The sequence below is a fragment of the Rhodococcus sp. G6(2025) genome, assembly GCF_058628105.1.
The window spans coordinates 3013946-3029188 of sequence record NZ_CP179750.1; the positions used below are offsets into that span (position 1 = coordinate 3013946).

A 15243-nucleotide genomic window follows, 5' to 3' on the forward strand; every position below is an offset into this window, starting at 1 on the left:
TACGGTAGGTCGAGTCAGCGCCCACGGGTGTGAACTGTCGACCCAGCCAGGAGGAGGTCCCCCATGGCGATTGCAGACGTCAAGGAATACGCACATCTCACCGAAGCCGACATCGAGTCGCTCGGACGCGAGCTCGATGCGATCCGGCGCGATATCGAAGAGTCCCGCGGGGAGCGTGACGCGCGGTACGTGCGAAACACGATCAGACTGCAGCGTTCCCTCGAAATCGGTGGCCGAGCCGTTCTCTTCGCGAGCAAGCGGCGTCCCGCTTGGCTGGCGGGCACGGCCATGCTTTCGCTGTCGAAGATCATCGAGAACATGGAACTCGGCCACAACGTGATGCACGGCCAGTGGGACTGGATGAACGATCCCGAGATCCACTCCACCTCGTGGGAGTGGGACGTGACGGGTCCGTCCGCTCACTGGAAGCAGACGCACAACTACATTCACCACAAGTACACCAACGTCCTCGGCATGGACGACGACGTGGGATACGGACTGCTGCGCGTCACGCGCGACCAGCGGTGGAAGCCGTTCAACACCGGCAATCTCCTCTACAACACGCTGCTCGCGCTGTTCTTCGAGTACGGAATCGCGGCGCAGCATCTCGAACTCGGCAAGGTCGCCAAGGGGCGCGTGCCGAGCGAGGAGACCCAGCGCAAGCTCCGCGAGGTCGGCGAGAAGGTCGGCAAGCAGATCCTCAAGGACTACGTCATCCACCCCGCGGTCACGGGTCCCGCGTGGAAGAGCACGCTCACCGCCAACATCGCCGCGAACATGATCCGCAACGTGTGGACCAACGCGATCATCTTCTGCGGGCACTTCCCGGACGGCGCCGAGAAGTTCACCAAGGCGGACATCGACAAGGAAACGCAGCCCCAGTGGTACCTGCGGCAGATGCTCGGTAGCGCGAACATCGAGGGCGGCAAGCTGATGGACTTCATGTCCGGCAACCTCAGCTACCAGATCGAGCACCACCTGTTCCCCGACCTGCCGAGCAACCGCTACGCGGAGATCGCTGTGCGGGTGCGGGAACTGTGCGACAAGTACGACCTGCCGTACACGACCGGGCCCTTCCTCGTGCAGTACGGGAAGTCGTGGCGCACCATCGCCAAGCTGTCGCTGCCGAACAAGTATCTCAAGGCGACCGCGGACGACGCACCGGAGACGGCATCGGAGCGCAAGTTCGGTGGAAACACCACGGCGACAATTGATCCCGTGACCGGCCGCCGTCAGGGGCTGAGTACCGCGATCAAGCGCACCCGCAAGCGCCGCGGTCTCCGCGCGCTGCTGTCCCGCTAGAAAGTTCCGCTGGAAAGTTCCGCTACAGACGCGGTTCGTCCCTCACCAGGCTTCGTTGGACGCGATGGCCGTGAGGAGGTGACGGACCGCGTCGACGCGTTTGGCGGCCTTGCCCTCCAGCTGGTCGAGCGCGCATTCCGGGTCCGCGGGCGGGCCGAGGTGGGTACACCCTCTCGGGCAGTCCTCGATGGCCGCGGCCAGATCGGAAAACGCGGCCACCACGTTCTCCGGGGAGATGTGGGCCAGTCCGAACGACCGGATGCCGGGAGTGTCGATCGCCCAGCCGCCCGTCGGAAGCGGCAGTGCGACCGATTGCGTGGACGTGTGCCTGCCCTTGCCGACGCCCGAGACCACGCCCACGGCCCGATCGGCGTCGGGCACTAGGCGGTTGACGAGAGTCGACTTCCCGACCCCCGAATGGCCGATCAGCGCGGTGAGCCGGCCCGACAGCATCGACAGCACCTCGTCGACCGGATCGTCGCGACCGGCCACCACGACGGGAACGTCGAGGTCGGCGAACGCGCTCGCGAACTCCTCGGGCGGCTCGAGATCGCTCTTCGTCAGGCACACGATGGGACTCAACCCGCCCGCGTACGCGGCGACGAGCGCACGTTCGACGAATCCCGTCCGTGGCGGCGGGTCCGCGAGCGCCACGACGATCAGCAGCTGCTGGGCGTTGGCCACGACGATCCGCTCGTACGGATCGGTGTCGTCGGCGGTGCGTCGCAGCACCGTGGAGCGTTCGGCGACCCGCACGATCCGCGCCAGGGTGTCGGGCTTGCCGGACAGGTCACCGACGACGCTCACCTCGTCGCCCACCACGATGGGCGTGCGACCCAGTTCCCGGGCGCGCATGGTGACGAGGGGACGCTCGGGGTCGCCGCCCAGCACGCAACCCCACCGGCCGCGGTCGACCGAGACGACCATCGCCGACTCCGCGGCGAGGTGCTCCGGCCGGGTCTTCGTGCGCGGGCGCGTTCCTCGGCCCGGGCGCACCCGGACGTCGGACTCGTCGTACTGCCTGCGACTCAGAAGCTCGCCTTCCGCTCGGTGCCCGCGGCTGCGGACAGCATTGTGGCCCACAGGTTCTCGAAGCCGGGCAGGGTCTTGGCGGTGGTGCCGACGTCCTCGATCTGGATGCCGTCGACCCGCAGTCCGACGATGGCGCCCGCGGTCGCCATCCGATGGTCGGCGTAGGAGCGCCACGTTCCACCGTGCAGGGCTGCCGGGACGATCGTGAGGCCGTCCTCGGTCTCGGTGACGTTTCCGCCCAGCGAGTTGATCTCGTGTGCGAGTGCGGCCAGCCGGTCGGTCTCGTGGCCGCGCAGGTGCGCGATGCCCCGCAGGTGCGACGGACCGTCCGCGAGTGCGGCGAGCGCCGCGACGGTCGGGGTGAGTTCGCCCACGTCGTGCAAGTCGATGTCGATGCCGGTCAGCTGCTGCGGACCGCGGACGGTGAGGTCCGCGCCGTCCAGCCGGACGTCCGCGCCCATCGCCAGGAGGATCTCCCGGATCGCGTCGCCGGGTTGCGTCGTCCTGCTCGGCCACAGGGGAACGGTCACCTCGCCGCCGGTGACGGCGGCGGCGGCCAGGAAGGCGGTGGCATTGGACAGGTCGGGTTCGATCGCCCGGTCGACGGCCCGGACGACGCCGGGGCTCACCCGCCACGTGTCGGCCTCCCCGCCCGTCGCCGGGGTCGTGACCTCGACGCCCGACTTGCGCAGCATCTCGACCGTCATGTCGATGTGCGGCATGGACGGGACCGTCTTGCCGTCGTGATGCACGGTGACGCCCTCGTCGAACGCGGCCGCCGACAGCAGCAGCCCGGAGACGAACTGTGACGAGCCGGACGCGTCGATGGTGACCCGCCCACCGCGCAGCGAGCCCGCACCGCGGACCGTGAACGGGAGGGAGTCGCCGTCGATGTCCGCGCCGAGACCGCGCAGCGCGTCGAGGATCGTGTCGAGGGGCCGGGTCCGCGCCTGCTCGTCCCCGTCGAAGTGAACCGTTCCGCTCGCGAGCGCCGCGACCGGAGGAAGGAACCGCATGACGGTCCCGGCCAGGCCGCAGTCGACCGCACCACCCTGGAGCTGTGCGGGGGTGACCCGCAGCGTCGTGTCGGCATCGACCGTCTCGATGCTGATGCCGAGCGTGCGGAGGGCATCGATCATGAGGTCGGTGTCCCGGCTGCGCAGTGCCCCGGTGAGGGTGGACGGACCGTCCGCGAGTGCGGCGAGGATCAGCGCGCGATTGGTGATCGACTTCGATCCGGGAAGGGCGACCGTCGCGACGACGGGCGCTTCGGCACGGGGGGCGTTCCACAGGCTCAGGCTCACGGTCTCCATCTTCGCCTATCGGGCGGGTCGCCGGGCGGGCTGGGCGGCGTGTCGCGGGTGTCGGTGGTTCGTGCCACTCTGGTGGGCATGTGCGGCAGGTATGCGACCACTGCGAATCCGGCGACACTCGCGGCCGACCTCGATGCGATCAACGAGGCGGGCGAGGAGGAGAGTCCGCCCGACTTCAACGTGGCGCCCACCACGCAGGTCCTGACAGTGGTCGATCGCCACGACGCCCGGCGGATCCGGCGGATGCGGTGGGGGCTCGTGCCGTCGTGGACGAAGGAGCTCGGCAAAGGGCCGGTGCTGTTCAACGCGCGAGCGGATTCGGTCGACAACAAACCGGCCTTCCGGAACGCGTTCGCATACAAGCGCTGCCTCGTTCCGATGGACGGCTGGTACGAGTGGCAGACCGAGGTCGATGCGGCGGCCGCCGGGAAGAAGTCAGGTAAGGCGAAGAAGATGAAGAAGATTCCGTACTACATGTCGCCGGAGGACGGCTCGCGCCTGTACATGGCCGGACTGTGGTCGGTCTGGCACGATCCTGCGGTCGCGGAGTCGCCCCCGGTCCTGAGCTGCAGCATCATCACGGTCGACTCAGCCGCCCAGCTCGAGAACGTGCACGACCGGATGCCGCTGGTGATGCCCCGCGAGCGCTGGTCCGCGTGGCTCGATCCCGAGCATCCCGCGTCGACGGATCTGCTCGAGGTGTCACCCGACGCCATCGCCGACATCACCGTCCGGCGGGTGTCCACGCTGGTCAACAGCGTGAAGAACAACGGACCGGAACTCCTCGACCCCGATGCAACCGGTCGTGACGAGGCGCAGGTGGGGGAGCAGATCAGCCTGCTGTGACCGCAGCGGTGACGGCTCCGCTGAGCCGCACCAGGTCGGCGGGGGCGAGTTCGATCTCGAGTCCGCGCCTGCCGGCGCTGCACAGCACCCGGTCCCAGTCGAGCGCCGACGCGTCGACGACCGTCGGGAGTGCCTTGCGCTGTCCGAGCGGTGAGATGCCCCCGAAGACGTACCCGGTGGAGCGCTCCGCCTCGGTACGGTCCGCCATCACGGCCTTGCCCGCGCCCAGCGCCGCGGCCGCCGCCTTCAGCGACAATTTCTCCGGCACCGGCACGACCGCCACAGCCAGCTTGCCGGTGTCGAGTTTGATCACCAGCGTCTTGAACACCTGATGGGCGGTGACGCCGACCGTCTCGCCCAGGGCGTCGACGGCCTCCGAACCGTACGACTCCGCCCGCGCATCGTGCGCGTAGCAGTGCACGGTGTGGTCGACGCGGTGTTTCACGAGCAGCTTCGTCGCGGGAGTGGCAGTTCCGGCCATGGACAGACACTCTGCCACGCGGTCGGGAACACACCGGACGAGAGGTGTGTTGGTACCTGCAGAACAACAGTGCATCGAAGGGAGTGGTCCGTATCGTGATGTCCTCGGTGATGGAGCCCACGTCGCGTCTGCAGTTGGCGGTAACGTTGACGCCCACGGCGACCGAAGGGATCAGCGTGCAGGAACATGACCGTCCGACGGCAGACCAGGCCGAGCCACAGGACGAGTTGATCGCGCGTTTCGAAAGGGACGCGCTCCCACTTCTGGATCAGCTGTACGGCGCTGCTCTGAGGATGACCAGAAACCCGGCGGACGCCGAGGACCTCGTGCAGGAGACGTACGTGAAGGCCTACACGGCGTTCCGTTCGTTCCGCGAGGGCACCAACCTCAAGGCGTGGCTGTACCGGATTCTCACGAACACGTACATCAACTCGTACCGCAAGAAGCAGCGCCAGCCCGCGCAGTACCCCACCGACGAGATCACCGACTGGCAGCTGGCGGCGACGGCGGAACATTCGTCGACCGGTCTGCGGTCCGCCGAGGTCGAGGCTCTGGACGCGTTGCCCGACGACGACATCAAGGAAGCACTCCAGGCCCTGCCGGAGGAGTTCCGGATGGCCGTCTACTACGCCGACGTCGAGGGGTTCCCCTACAAGGAGATCGCCGAGATCATGGGCACCCCGATCGGGACCGTGATGTCGCGACTGCACCGTGGGCGCAAGCAGCTCCGAGGTCTGCTCGCCGACGTCGCACGCGAACGTGGATTCAACCGTGGGGGCACCGACGACGTGCCCGGCGACAGTGCAGTGAGCGCGGAGCAGGAGGTTTCTCGGTGAGCGAGCAGGACGAATTCGAGCAGCTCGACTGCTCCGCCGTCATCGCGGACGTCTGGCTGATGCTGGACCGTGAATGCGATGAGGCGTCGCGGGCGCGGCTGCAGAGGCACCTCGACGAGTGTGGGTCGTGCCTCGAGGCGTACGGCATCGAGGAGAAGGTGAAGTCCCTCGTGAACCGAAAGTGCGGCGGGGAGCACGCACCGGAAAGCCTCCGTCAGAGGCTCTCCATCGAGTTGCGGCGGACGATCCTCATTACGAATACCGAACCCGACGCATAACTCGTCAGAACAGCAATCAGGGGCCGGAAAGCATCGCTGCTTTCCGGCCCCTGGTGCGTTCTACGGCGCGTCAGGCGTTGGGACGCTTGCCGTGGTTTGCGGCGTTGCCCTTGCGACTGCGCTTCTTACGACCACGCTTACCCATGAGTAGATCTCCCTTCTTTTCACCACAGTCTTCCACGTGTGGTTGGGTGTCCTTGCAACAGGGCTTTCTCGACACCCGGGAGTGAAGGATCACAATGGCAGAAGACGTGCGCGCCGAAATGGTTTCGACGGTGTATCAGGTTGTGGTGAGCGCGGGTGACGAGGTGAAGGAGGGCGACACCCTCGTCATCCTCGAGTCGATGAAGATGGAGATCCCCGTCATCGCCGAAGAGCCCGGCACGGTCACCTCCGTGGACGTCAAGGTCGGCGACGTGATCCAGCAGGGCGACCTGATCGCAGTGATCTCCTGAGCTGACACCCACCGACGATGTCCACACTGAGTGACCTGCTCGCCGAACACACCGACCTGCCCGGCGAGGCCGTCGATCACCTCCAGCGAGTCGTCGGTGAGTGGCAGTTGCTCGCCGACCTCTCCTTCGCGGACGTTCTGCTCTGGGTCGGAACGGATTCCGCGGCCACCAACTCGACCGGCACCGTGATCTGCGTCGCGCACTGCAGGCCCACCACCGCGTCGACCGCCTTCCCGGAGGATGTCGTCGGGACGGTCGTGTCGGAGTCGGAACACCCTCAGGTGCTGCAGGCGCTGCTCGAGGGCCGCGTCGTGCGCCCCGAGGACGGCGGCGGGCACGCCGGTCTGCCGCCGCGCGGGGAAGCGGTCCCGGTGCGGTGGAACGGCGAAGTGATCGCGGTCCTGAGCCGGGACACCAACCTGTCGCACCAGCGGGCGCAGAGCCCGCTCGAGGTCGCGTATCTCGACTGCGCCGATGATCTGTGCCAGATGATCAGCGACGGCACCTTCCCGATCCGGGAGGCCCGGTCGGACACCAACTCGAGTCCCCGCGCCGGCGACGGCTTCATCCGCCTCGACACCGACGGCAGCGTGGTCTACGCGAGTCCCAATGCGCTGTCGGCCTATCACCGGATGGGTCTCAGCTCGGACCTGATCGGCCAGAACCTGGCCGCCACCACGCGGTCGCTCGTGACGGATCCGTTCGAGTCGCAGGAGGTCGCCGGGTACATCCGCGACACCATCGCCGACAAGCCGGGCCGCCGCATGGAGATCGAGGCCAGGGGAGCGACCGTCCTGCTCCGGGCGCTGGTCCTCAAACCCGGCGGGAAGCGCGTCGGCGCCGCCGTCGTCGTGCGGGACGTCACCGAGGTGAAGAGGCGGGATCGCGCGCTGCTCAGCAAGGACGCGACGATCCGCGAGATCCATCACCGGGTGAAGAACAATCTGCAGACCGTGGCGGCGCTCCTGCGACTGCAGGCCCGCCGCACCAACAACGAGGAAGCCCGGCAGGCGCTGAGCGAATCGGTGCGCCGCGTCACGTCGATAGCCCTCGTGCACGACACGTTGTCGATGTCGGTGGACGAGGAAGTGAACCTCGACGAGGTCGTCGACCGTCTGGTGCCGATCCTGTCCGACGTGGCGACGGTGAGTACGCCGATCAAGGTCCGCCGGGAGGGCAGCTTCGGGGTGTTCTCCGCGGAGCGGGCCACGCCGCTGGTGATGGTGCTGACCGAACTCGTGCAGAACGCGATCGAGCACGCCTTCGAACCCGGCGCTCCGGGCACGGTCACCATGAGGGCCGAGCGTTCTGCGCGGTGGCTGGACGTCGTGATCCACGACGACGGCAGGGGATTGCCGCCCGGTTTCAGCCTCGAGCGGTCCGACCGTCTCGGTCTGCAGATCGTCCGGACTCTGGTGGCCGCCGAGCTGAACGGCTCCCTCGGGCTGCATCCCGGGCCGGAGGGTGGAACGGATGCCGTGTTACGCGTACCGCTGGGCCGTCGTGGGCCGCGGTACTGATCGGGGGGCAAGCAAAAGGCCCGGCACCATGTGGTGCCGGGCCCGTCTCCTTCTGAAGTATCAGACGGTGGTGCGGGCACGCGTCCGAGCGTTGCGGCGCTTGAGTGCGCGTCGCTCGTCTTCGCTCATGCCGCCCCACACACCGGCGTCCTGGCCCGACTCGAGTGCCCACGAGAGGCATTCGGCGGTCACCGGGCAGCGGTTGCAGACAACCTTGGCATCAGCAATCTGCGCGAGAGCCGGACCGCTGTTGCCCACAGGGAAGAACAACTCGGGGTCTTCGTCGCGACAGATTGCCTTGTGGCGCCAGTCCATCCTTCTGCTCCTTAACTGGGTGCTAAATGCACCGTTTCGTCTTCATGAGTTCATGTGTGCGTAGAGAATGTTTCCGCACTGTTGCTTGTGAATGCTTTCACGAACTGGCGGGATGTCAATAGAAAACCGCCGCACCGTGGGGGAGCTCACGTACTTAGGCTGCCCTTCGAGGTGCGCCGTCCTTTGTACCCGGTGCAGGCACTTCCCGCTAGGTGAAAACGGCGATTCTCGAGAATTGCTCAGGGTCGCGCCGGCGCGACCACATCCAGCGCCTCGGGCACCGACACGAACTCGACGACTTTGCGCAGTCCGATGTAGTCGCCGTCCATCTGCAGTCCGATGGGTTCCGACGCGGAGATCCGCACGGACGGCACGTCGTCGACCCGGACCAGCTTCTTCGCCTTCGGACGGGTTCCGGGGGTCAGCAGCTGGCGGGCCACCCGCAGCGTGGTGAGGATCGCGGTGGACCGCATCGCGAAGACGCCGAGGCCGGTGTCGTAGGTGGTGTCGGGATTCGTGTGCACTTCCCGCTTGTTCAGATACGTCCAGGGACTCGCGTTCGACACGAATGCGTAGTGAACGCCCTCGACCGGATCGTGATCGGGAACCTCGACGGTGAGCGTCGGCTCCGCGTATTTCGACCGGAAGAACACCCGCACCGCCGCGCGGACATACTGCGCCGGTGTGGCCGGCCGCCCGTTCTTGCGGTGCATGTCGACCGCCTCACACACCTGGGCGTCCCAGCCGAGACCGGCGTTGAACGTGAACCAGCGGTTGTCGCAGTGCGCGAGCCCGATCCGGCGCCGCTGCCTGCGGGCGAGGAGATCGATGAGCTGGTTGGTGGCGTCCACCGGGTCGGGCGCGATGCCGAGCGAGCGGGCGAACACGTTCGCCGACCCACCGGGGACGACGGCGATCGGGGGAATCGGCCCCACCGTCACCGCGCTCATCGACTTCGGTACCGGGGTGCCGAGCAGTCCGTTGACCACCTCGTTCACGGTGCCGTCTCCGCCGTGGACGATGATCAGGCCCATCCCGTCCACACAGGCCTGCTGCGCAAGTTCGGCGGCGTGACCGCGGTGTGTCGTGTGCGCGACCGTCAACCGCACCCGGCTCGACAGCGCGTGGGCGAGGAGATCACGCCCGGCCGGAGTCGTCGATGTGGCATTGGGGTTGACGATCAGCAGCGCGCGCACGGGGCCCAAGCCTAGCGGGGGCGGGACGTGTCACCATCCGAGGCCGCCGGCGACGGGGTGTTCTAGGCTGGCCGACGTGCCGAAGCCGTCTCTCAGCAAGTCCACGCCCACCACGGTCCGCGCGGCGGGCGCCCTGGTGTCGCTCGAGGGCGCGGTGGCGGTCGGTGTCGCCGTGGTGCTGGTCATCCGGGGACTGCTCGGGCACGACCAGAGCGTCAGCAGCGGATACGGCACCGCGGCCTGGTTCGCGATTCTCGGGGGCGCCGTGCTCGCCGCCGGGCTCGCGCTGATCTTCGGCCGGCGCTGGGGGCGGGCGATCGCGATCGTCGCCCAACTTCTCCTGCTCCCGGTGGCGTGGTCGCTGCTCACCGATTCGCACCAGCCGTTCTTCGGTGTGCTGCTCGGCGTCGTCGTCGTGGCGGCCCTCGGGTGCCTGTTCAGCAGTCCCACGTCGAAGTGGATGGCTGCCGAGTACGGCCAGGAGGCCGACGCCGACAACCCATCGGACCGCTAGCTCACCTCGGACGCGAGGCGGCCGAGCGGATCCCCGGTCAGCCGGTACGTGGTCCATTCGTCCTGCGGGTGCGCGTCCAGCGACTCGTAGAACGCGATCGACGGCTTGTTCCAGTTGACCACCGACCACGACAGTCGCGTGTAGCCGTTGTCGACGCACTCCTTCGCGAGTGTGGCGAGCAGGGCCTTGCCGTGCCCGGAACCGCGCTCCGACGGGCTGACGAACAGGTCCTCGAGGTAGATGCCGTGCGTTCCGTCCCAGGTGGAGAAGTTCCGGAACCACACCGCGATCCCGACGACCCGGTCGTCGTCGTTCGTCGCGACGTGGGCGAAGGTCGACGGCTGCGGACCGAACAGGGCGTCGTCGATCTGGTCGGCGGTGACGGTGCACTCGTCACGGGCCCGCTGGTGTTCGGCGAGTTCGTAGATCATGGCGGTGATCGCGGAGACGTCCTCGGGTACTGCGCGTCTGATCATCGGGCACCTTCCTCGCTTGTCACGTTGTGGCTGACCACCTGTTGCGCCCCGTGCTCGAAGCCGAGGACGGAGTACGCGCCCGGCGACATCGCGAACCGGCGCCCCTCACTGATGGGAAGCTCCGCCCAGCGGGCGATGAGCCCGCGCGAGAAGTGACCGTGCCCGACGAGGATCACGTCACGGTCGACGAGTTGCGAATGAGCGACAGACAGTACGAGGTCGCACCGGGTGTGCACCTGCTCGGCCTGTTCGCCGCGAGGGCACGGGTGCGTCCACACGGTCCAGTCCGGCACCTGCTGCCTGATCTCGGGGGTCGTCATGCCCTCGTAGATCCCGTAATCCCATTCGGCGAGCGCGTCCCAGGTGCGCTGGATCTTCAATCCCGCCAGCTCCGCCGTCTCCCGGGCGCGTTGCCGCGGGCTGACGATGACGAGGGGGTCGCGCAGTTCGAGGGCGTCCATCGCCGGACCCACCCGCCGCGCCTGGGCTTCACCCAGTTCGGTGAGGTGGACGTCGGTCCGACCGGTGTGTTTACCCCAACGGGCCCATTCCGTTTCGCCGTGTCGGAGGAGGACGATCCGACGGCCGCGCGGCGAATCACTGGGTGGCATCCATCCATCATGTCAGTCAATCTGCGTGTATGGCTCGCCTCCGGGGACGAAGTAGGTAAGGATCGAGCCGTGACAACGGTTCTAGCAGTGGCAAATCAGAAGGGTGGGGTCGCGAAGACCACCACGGTCGCTTCTCTCGGCGCAGCCCTCGTCGGGCTGGGCCAGAAGGTCCTGGTGGTGGATCTCGACCCGCAGGGATGTCTGACGTTCTCCCTCGGGCACAACCCGGACCGCCTGGACGCCTCCGTCCACGAGGTGCTGACGGGTGATCTGGCGGCGCAGGAGGCCGTGATCGACACCGAGGACGGTGTCGCCCTTCTGCCCGCGACGATCGACCTCGCGGGCGCGGAAGCGTTGCTGCTCATGCGTCCCGGTCGTGAGTTCGCCCTCAAGCGCGCTCTGGCGCCGTTGCTGGACGACTACGACACGATCATCCTCGACTGCCCGCCGTCGCTCGGTGTGCTCACGCTCAACGGGCTCACGGCGGCGCAGTCGGTACTGGTGCCGTTGCAGTGCGAGACGCTCGCCCACCGCGGTGTGGGGCAGTTGCTGCGGACGGTCACCGAGGTGCAGCAGATCACCAACCCCGACCTGGTGCTGCTCGGAGCGCTGCCGACGCTGTACGACGCCCGCACGACGCACAGCCGGGACGTGCTCTCCGACGTGTCCGACCGCTACAACCTGCCGGTCCTCGCGCCGCCGATCCCGCGGACGGTGCGATTCGCGGAGGCGACGGCGTCGGGTGCCACGGTGCTGGCGGGGCGCAAGAACAAGGGTGCCCAGGCGTACCGGGACCTGGCCGAGAACCTCGCCAAGCACTGGGCGGGATCCGAGCTGGCTACGTTTTCGCCTGGAAGTGCCGAGTAAGTTCTTCCGGCGTCGGATTCCACGCGGCAGGCCAATCCTGTTGGCGTAACTGGGCGTCCGTGCCCCCGTCGGCGAAGACGATGCTGCCGCAGAACAGTGTCGACCCCGGTCCGAGCAGGAACTCGACGAGCGCGGCGATCTCGTCCGGGCGTCCGCGCCTGCCCAGCGGCACCGGATAGAAGTCCAGCGCCTTCGCCAGTTCGGGGTCGAGGTCGTCCCCGCTGGTCATCGGTGTGTCGATCATGCCCGGCGCGATCGCGTTGAGTCGTATGCCGTTGCCGATCCACTCGGGCCGTACCGCTTCGCGCCGAATCCACCAGGCCAATGCGAGCTTGGACGCGGGGTATGCCGGGATGGCGGTCACCTGGTCGCCGATGCGCACCGCCTCCGCCTCGTCGCCGTCGAGGCACGCGGTCACCAGATTCTCGGGAATCCCCGGCTGTGTGGTGGTGCTGCTCGACGAGATCACCACCACCGAGGCGCCGTCCGCGCGCTCGAGGGCGGGCTTCAGGGCCGTCACGAGTTCCACGGCCCCGAAGTAGTTGACCGCGACGAGCCTGCCGCCCGGGACGTGCGACAGCGAGCCGAGTCCTGCGCAACAGACGAGACCGTCCACGACTCCGCCGCTTGCCTCGGACACGGCGTCGGCCGCCGCGGTTCGTCCGCCGGGGGTCGACAGGTCGGCGGTCACGTCGGTGTGTGCGAGGTCGACTCCGATGACGGTATGACCGCCGGACTCGAGCGTGCGGCGGCTCGCCGCCCCGATGCCCGAGGCGGCGCCGGTGATCACGTAGGTTGCCATGCCGTGAATTAGAACACGTTACAGATCGCGGTGGTGCGGACTTCGGACTCCGATTCACGCGTGCCGGACTCCGCGTCGGCGTAGTGGGCGCGCAGTCCCGTGACGCCGGGCGCCCGGTCCTCGTGCAGCACGAACCGGGCGTCGTAGTCGCCGCCGTTCTGGGAGCGGAAAGGCAACGGCGCGTCGGTGAACAGGCCGGACAGGCGATCGATCAACCGGGCCGCGACACCCGGGTAGTGCTCGGCGGGCAACCGGTCCGCGCTGTCGATCAGGACCGGGGGCAGTACGGACATCCCCGTGTACCAGAAGATTCCGTGGTGGATCGGGAACAGGAGTTCGTCCATCTGGCCGTTGATCCCACGTGCGCCCGCGCTGTCGGCGCTGCCGCCGAAACTGACGACCGTCATCGCCCGCTTGCCGGCCAGGGTTCCGTCGCCGTACCGCCGGGTGGAGCCGTCCTCGCGGCGCAGTCCGTAGCCGTACCCCTCGACGAAGACCCGGTCGAACCAGCCCTTGAGGATCGCGGGCATGCCGTACCACCACAGCGGGAACTGCACGATCACCGCGTCGGCCCACGCGAGTTTGCGCTGCTCGGCGCGGATGTCGGGGGCCAGGGTGCCCTCGGTCAGGGCCTGACCCGACCGCGCGCCGACGAGGAGGCGGTGGTGGGGGTCGTGTCCGAAATCGTCTGCCGTCACCACCGGGTTCCATCGCATCGCGTACAGGTCCGAGGTCCGGATGTCGTGGTCGGCGCCGCGCAGTGCCGAGAGGGCGTCGCTGCGGAGTGCCGCGTTCAGGGACTTCGGTTCGGGATGTGCCGATACCCACAGGATCTTCATGGTTCGCCTTCCGCTCGGTCGTCCTGACCTCTCCGATCATGGACGCGCGGCGGTGGCCGCGACAGTGGCCGGTGGGACGATATGTGAAATAATCGGGCCATGTCCGATTCGAGAGGTAAGCGGACCGTGCGTCGCCATCGCGTGGTCGTGTTCGTGCGCGACGGTCTGCTCCCGATCGAGTTCGGAATCGTCCACCGATTGTTCGGTGAGGCGCGATCGCGGGAGGGCGAACCGCTGTACGAGGTCCTCACGTGCACCCTCACACCCGGCGCCGTCCGTACCGACACCGACGTGACGATCACCGTCGAGCACGGCCCGGCACTTCTCGGCACGGCCGACACCGTCGTGATCCCGGCGTCCGATCAGGACTACGACCCGCCGGAGGACGGGCGCCTGCCCCGCCACCTCGCGGACGCCCTCGCGCACATTCGCCCGGGCACGCGGGTGGCATCGATCTGCACGGGCTCGTTCGTCCTCGCCGCGGCAGGGCTTCTCGAGAACCGGCGTGCCACGACGCACTGGAAGTCGGCGGACGCGTTCCGGCGGCGTTACCCGGACGTGCACCTGGACCCCGGCGTGCTCTACACGCACGACGGCGGCGTGCTCACCGCCGCCGGCGTCGCGTCCGGAATCGATCTGTGCCTGTACATGATTCGTCTCGACCACGGTGCGTCGGTGGCCAACGAGGTGGCGCGGGGAACGGTCGTGCCGCCTCATCGCAGCGGTGGTCAGGCGCAGTTCATCACCGAGCCCGTCCCGGACGCCGACGGTGCGTCCACGGCGCGAGCGCGGGCGCGGGCGCTGTTGCATCTCGATCAACCGCTGTCGCTGCGGGAGCTGGCCGCGTGGGAGTCGATGAGCGTGCGCACGTTCACCCGGCGATTCCGGGCCGAGACGGGGATGTCGCCGACGCAGTGGGTTCTCGAACAGCGGATCATCCGCGCCCGCGAACTGCTCGAGAACACCGACCTGCCGGTGGACGACGTGGCGGCGGCCGCGGGATTCGGCACCGCGACGTCGCTGCGACAACACCTCTCGCGCACGGTCGGCGTCTCACCGTCCGCGTACCGCGCCACTTTCCGTTGACGGCATGCTCATTCGTCCAAGTGCGGGGGAGTGCGCGGCGCTAACGTCGAGGCCATGACAGTCTCGGACACGCCTCGAAACAACACTCTGACGATGCGGGCTCAGCCGCTTCTCGCCGTCGACGACGTCGAACGCGCAGGCGAGTGGTACCGGAAGGTCCTGGACGCGCGCAGCGGCCACGGTGGACGGGACTACGAGCAACTCCTCGTCGACGGGCACATGATCCTGCAACTGCACCGGCTCGACGAGGGCCACCACCACGGCCCCCTCGGCGATCCTTCGCTCCCGCGGGGAAACGGGGTGGCGATCTGGTTCGAGACCCCCGACTTCGACGGCACCGTTGCGAGGGTGCGGGAGGCGGGTGCCGACGTGGTCACGGACGTGCACGTCAATCCCAATGCGGGACATCGCGAGATCTGGATCCGCGACCTCGACGGCTATCTCGTGGTGTTCGCCGAACCGGCGTGACGGGCG

Annotated in this window: 20 protein-coding genes; 10 read left to right on the top strand and 10 right to left on the bottom strand. The window is 68.0% G+C overall.

Translation table 11 applies throughout. The features are described 5' to 3' along the window. The first annotated feature begins 63 nt into the window (after positions 1-63). Positions 64-1302 (top strand): fatty acid desaturase family protein, encoded by a 1239-nt coding sequence (locus ACLIVD_RS13670; protein WP_105413163.1) that lies wholly within the window; start codon positions 64-66, stop codon positions 1300-1302. Positions 1303-1344: 42 nt separating this feature from the next. On the opposite strand, the gene rsgA is transcribed toward ACLIVD_RS13670, so the two are convergent. Together rsgA and aroA are read right to left on the bottom strand one after the other, a co-directional pair. Further along, positions 1345-2385: a ribosome small subunit-dependent GTPase A gene (rsgA, locus tag ACLIVD_RS13675; RefSeq protein WP_280781635.1), complete on the bottom strand. Its 1041-nt coding sequence runs from the start codon at positions 2383-2385 to the stop codon at positions 1345-1347. Beyond that, positions 2331-3647, bottom strand: coding sequence for a 3-phosphoshikimate 1-carboxyvinyltransferase (aroA, locus tag ACLIVD_RS13680; RefSeq protein ID WP_283335219.1), 1317 nt, complete (start codon positions 3645-3647; stop codon positions 2331-2333). Before aroA ends, rsgA begins: the two co-directional genes overlap by 55 nt. A 78-nt stretch (positions 3648-3725) precedes the next feature. Here aroA and ACLIVD_RS13685 point away from each other — a divergent pair, with 78 nt between their 5' ends. Beyond that, a complete protein-coding gene (locus tag ACLIVD_RS13685; RefSeq protein WP_283335220.1) occupies positions 3726-4493 on the top strand; it encodes an SOS response-associated peptidase in 768 nt (255 codons plus the stop codon). On the opposite strand, the gene ybaK is transcribed toward ACLIVD_RS13685, so the two are convergent. Then, positions 4480-4974, bottom strand: coding sequence for a Cys-tRNA(Pro) deacylase (ybaK, locus tag ACLIVD_RS13690; RefSeq protein WP_491932591.1), 495 nt, complete (start codon positions 4972-4974; stop codon positions 4480-4482). The two genes, ACLIVD_RS13685 and ybaK, sit on opposite strands and share 14 nt — an antisense overlap. Positions 4975-5072: 98 nt before the next feature. On the opposite strand from ybaK, the gene ACLIVD_RS13695 reads away from it, so the two are divergent. Together ACLIVD_RS13695 and rsrA are read left to right on the top strand one after the other, a co-directional pair. Beyond that, positions 5073-5810: a sigma-70 family RNA polymerase sigma factor gene (locus ACLIVD_RS13695; protein ID WP_280781772.1), complete on the top strand. Its 738-nt coding sequence runs from the start codon at positions 5073-5075 to the stop codon at positions 5808-5810. Then, a complete protein-coding gene (rsrA, locus tag ACLIVD_RS13700) occupies positions 5807-6088 on the top strand; it encodes a mycothiol system anti-sigma-R factor (RefSeq protein WP_005240092.1) in 282 nt (93 codons plus the stop codon). Before ACLIVD_RS13695 ends, rsrA begins: the two co-directional genes overlap by 4 nt. A 70-nt stretch (positions 6089-6158) precedes the next feature. On the opposite strand, the gene ACLIVD_RS13705 is transcribed toward rsrA, so the two are convergent. Then, positions 6159-6233, bottom strand: a complete 75-nt coding sequence (locus ACLIVD_RS13705; protein ID WP_022597109.1) for a 50S ribosomal protein bL37 — start codon at positions 6231-6233, stop codon at positions 6159-6161. A 94-nt stretch (positions 6234-6327) separates the two neighbouring features. Between ACLIVD_RS13705 and ACLIVD_RS13710 the strand changes: the two genes are divergently transcribed. Both ACLIVD_RS13710 and ACLIVD_RS13715 read left to right on the top strand, forming a co-directional pair. Then, on the top strand, positions 6328-6543 hold the full coding sequence (locus ACLIVD_RS13710) for a biotin/lipoyl-binding carrier protein (protein WP_005240095.1): 216 nt from the start codon (positions 6328-6330) through the stop codon (positions 6541-6543). 17 nt (positions 6544-6560) lie between these two features. Beyond that, positions 6561-8063, top strand: a complete 1503-nt coding sequence (locus ACLIVD_RS13715) for a sensor histidine kinase (RefSeq protein ID WP_280781639.1) — start codon at positions 6561-6563, stop codon at positions 8061-8063. A gap of 60 nt (positions 8064-8123) precedes the next feature. Here the strand turns inward: ACLIVD_RS13715 and ACLIVD_RS13720 are convergent, their stop codons facing one another. Then, entirely contained in the window at positions 8124-8378 is a 255-nt protein-coding gene (locus tag ACLIVD_RS13720) for a WhiB family transcriptional regulator (RefSeq protein ID WP_005240099.1), read from the bottom strand. A 239-nt stretch (positions 8379-8617) separates the two neighbouring features. Then, the gene (locus ACLIVD_RS13725) at positions 8618-9574 is read right to left on the bottom strand and encodes a diacylglycerol/lipid kinase family protein (protein ID WP_105413159.1); all 957 of its coding nucleotides are present in this window, start codon (positions 9572-9574) and stop codon (positions 8618-8620) included. Positions 9575-9650: 76 nt separating this feature from the next. Here ACLIVD_RS13725 and ACLIVD_RS13730 point away from each other — a divergent pair, with 76 nt between their 5' ends. Continuing rightward, positions 9651-10088, top strand: coding sequence for a hypothetical protein (locus tag ACLIVD_RS13730; RefSeq protein WP_005240102.1), 438 nt, complete (start codon positions 9651-9653; stop codon positions 10086-10088). On the opposite strand, the gene ACLIVD_RS13735 is transcribed toward ACLIVD_RS13730, so the two are convergent. Together ACLIVD_RS13735 and ACLIVD_RS13740 are read right to left on the bottom strand one after the other, a co-directional pair. After that, positions 10085-10564 (bottom strand): GNAT family N-acetyltransferase, encoded by a 480-nt coding sequence (locus tag ACLIVD_RS13735; protein WP_280781641.1) that lies wholly within the window; start codon positions 10562-10564, stop codon positions 10085-10087. The two genes, ACLIVD_RS13730 and ACLIVD_RS13735, sit on opposite strands and share 4 nt — an antisense overlap. Then, positions 10561-11175, bottom strand: coding sequence for an acid phosphatase (locus ACLIVD_RS13740; protein WP_283335223.1), 615 nt, complete (start codon positions 11173-11175; stop codon positions 10561-10563). Before ACLIVD_RS13740 ends, ACLIVD_RS13735 begins: the two co-directional genes overlap by 4 nt. A gap of 69 nt (positions 11176-11244) precedes the next feature. On the opposite strand from ACLIVD_RS13740, the gene ACLIVD_RS13745 reads away from it, so the two are divergent. Next, positions 11245-12042 (top strand): ParA family protein, encoded by a 798-nt coding sequence (locus ACLIVD_RS13745; RefSeq protein WP_105413157.1) that lies wholly within the window; start codon positions 11245-11247, stop codon positions 12040-12042. On the opposite strand, the gene ACLIVD_RS13750 is transcribed toward ACLIVD_RS13745, so the two are convergent. Both ACLIVD_RS13750 and ACLIVD_RS13755 read right to left on the bottom strand, forming a co-directional pair. Next, positions 12014-12844: an SDR family oxidoreductase gene (locus ACLIVD_RS13750; protein WP_280781643.1), complete on the bottom strand. Its 831-nt coding sequence runs from the start codon at positions 12842-12844 to the stop codon at positions 12014-12016. The genes ACLIVD_RS13745 and ACLIVD_RS13750 overlap by 29 nt on opposite strands. Before the next feature lie 8 nt (positions 12845-12852). After that, the gene (locus ACLIVD_RS13755) at positions 12853-13683 is read right to left on the bottom strand and encodes an NAD(P)H-dependent oxidoreductase (protein ID WP_418342069.1); all 831 of its coding nucleotides are present in this window, start codon (positions 13681-13683) and stop codon (positions 12853-12855) included. A gap of 99 nt (positions 13684-13782) precedes the next feature. Here ACLIVD_RS13755 and ACLIVD_RS13760 point away from each other — a divergent pair, with 99 nt between their 5' ends. Next, positions 13783-14769 carry a GlxA family transcriptional regulator gene (locus tag ACLIVD_RS13760; protein WP_491932592.1) on the top strand — a complete coding sequence of 329 codons (987 nt, stop codon included), beginning with the start codon at positions 13783-13785 and terminating at the stop codon, positions 14767-14769. Between the two features lie 54 nt (positions 14770-14823). Continuing rightward, the gene (locus ACLIVD_RS13765; RefSeq protein WP_280781646.1) at positions 14824-15237 is read left to right on the top strand and encodes a VOC family protein; all 414 of its coding nucleotides are present in this window, start codon (positions 14824-14826) and stop codon (positions 15235-15237) included. Positions 15238-15243: the final 6 nt, after the last annotated feature.

Bases quoted from the DNA above. Each gene is read 5' to 3' on its own strand.
- ACLIVD_RS13685 (WP_283335220.1), top strand. From the start codon at position 3,726: ATGTGCGGCAGGTATGCGACCACTGCGAATCCGGCGACACTCGCGGCC.
- ACLIVD_RS13760 (WP_491932592.1), top strand. From the start codon at position 13,783: ATGTCCGATTCGAGAGGTAAGCGGACCGTGCGTCGCCATCGCGTGGTC.
- ACLIVD_RS13715 (WP_280781639.1), top strand. From the start codon at position 6,561: ATGTCCACACTGAGTGACCTGCTCGCCGAACACACCGACCTGCCCGGC.
- ACLIVD_RS13740 (WP_283335223.1), bottom strand. From the start codon at position 11,175: ATGCCACCCAGTGATTCGCCGCGCGGCCGTCGGATCGTCCTCCTCCGA.
- ACLIVD_RS13755 (WP_418342069.1), bottom strand. From the start codon at position 13,683: ATGAAGATCCTGTGGGTATCGGCACATCCCGAACCGAAGTCCCTGAAC.
- aroA (WP_283335219.1), bottom strand. From the start codon at position 3,647: ATGGAGACCGTGAGCCTGAGCCTGTGGAACGCCCCCCGTGCCGAAGCG.
- ybaK (WP_491932591.1), bottom strand. From the start codon at position 4,974: ATGGCCGGAACTGCCACTCCCGCGACGAAGCTGCTCGTGAAACACCGC.
- ACLIVD_RS13695 (WP_280781772.1), top strand. From the start codon at position 5,073: ATGTCCTCGGTGATGGAGCCCACGTCGCGTCTGCAGTTGGCGGTAACG.
- ACLIVD_RS13750 (WP_280781643.1), bottom strand. From the start codon at position 12,844: ATGGCAACCTACGTGATCACCGGCGCCGCCTCGGGCATCGGGGCGGCG.
- ACLIVD_RS13735 (WP_280781641.1), bottom strand. From the start codon at position 10,564: ATGATCAGACGCGCAGTACCCGAGGACGTCTCCGCGATCACCGCCATG.
- ACLIVD_RS13710 (WP_005240095.1), top strand. From the start codon at position 6,328: ATGGCAGAAGACGTGCGCGCCGAAATGGTTTCGACGGTGTATCAGGTT.
- ACLIVD_RS13765 (WP_280781646.1), top strand. From the start codon at position 14,824: ATGACAGTCTCGGACACGCCTCGAAACAACACTCTGACGATGCGGGCT.
- ACLIVD_RS13720 (WP_005240099.1), bottom strand. From the start codon at position 8,378: ATGGACTGGCGCCACAAGGCAATCTGTCGCGACGAAGACCCCGAGTTG.
- ACLIVD_RS13670 (WP_105413163.1), top strand. From the start codon at position 64: ATGGCGATTGCAGACGTCAAGGAATACGCACATCTCACCGAAGCCGAC.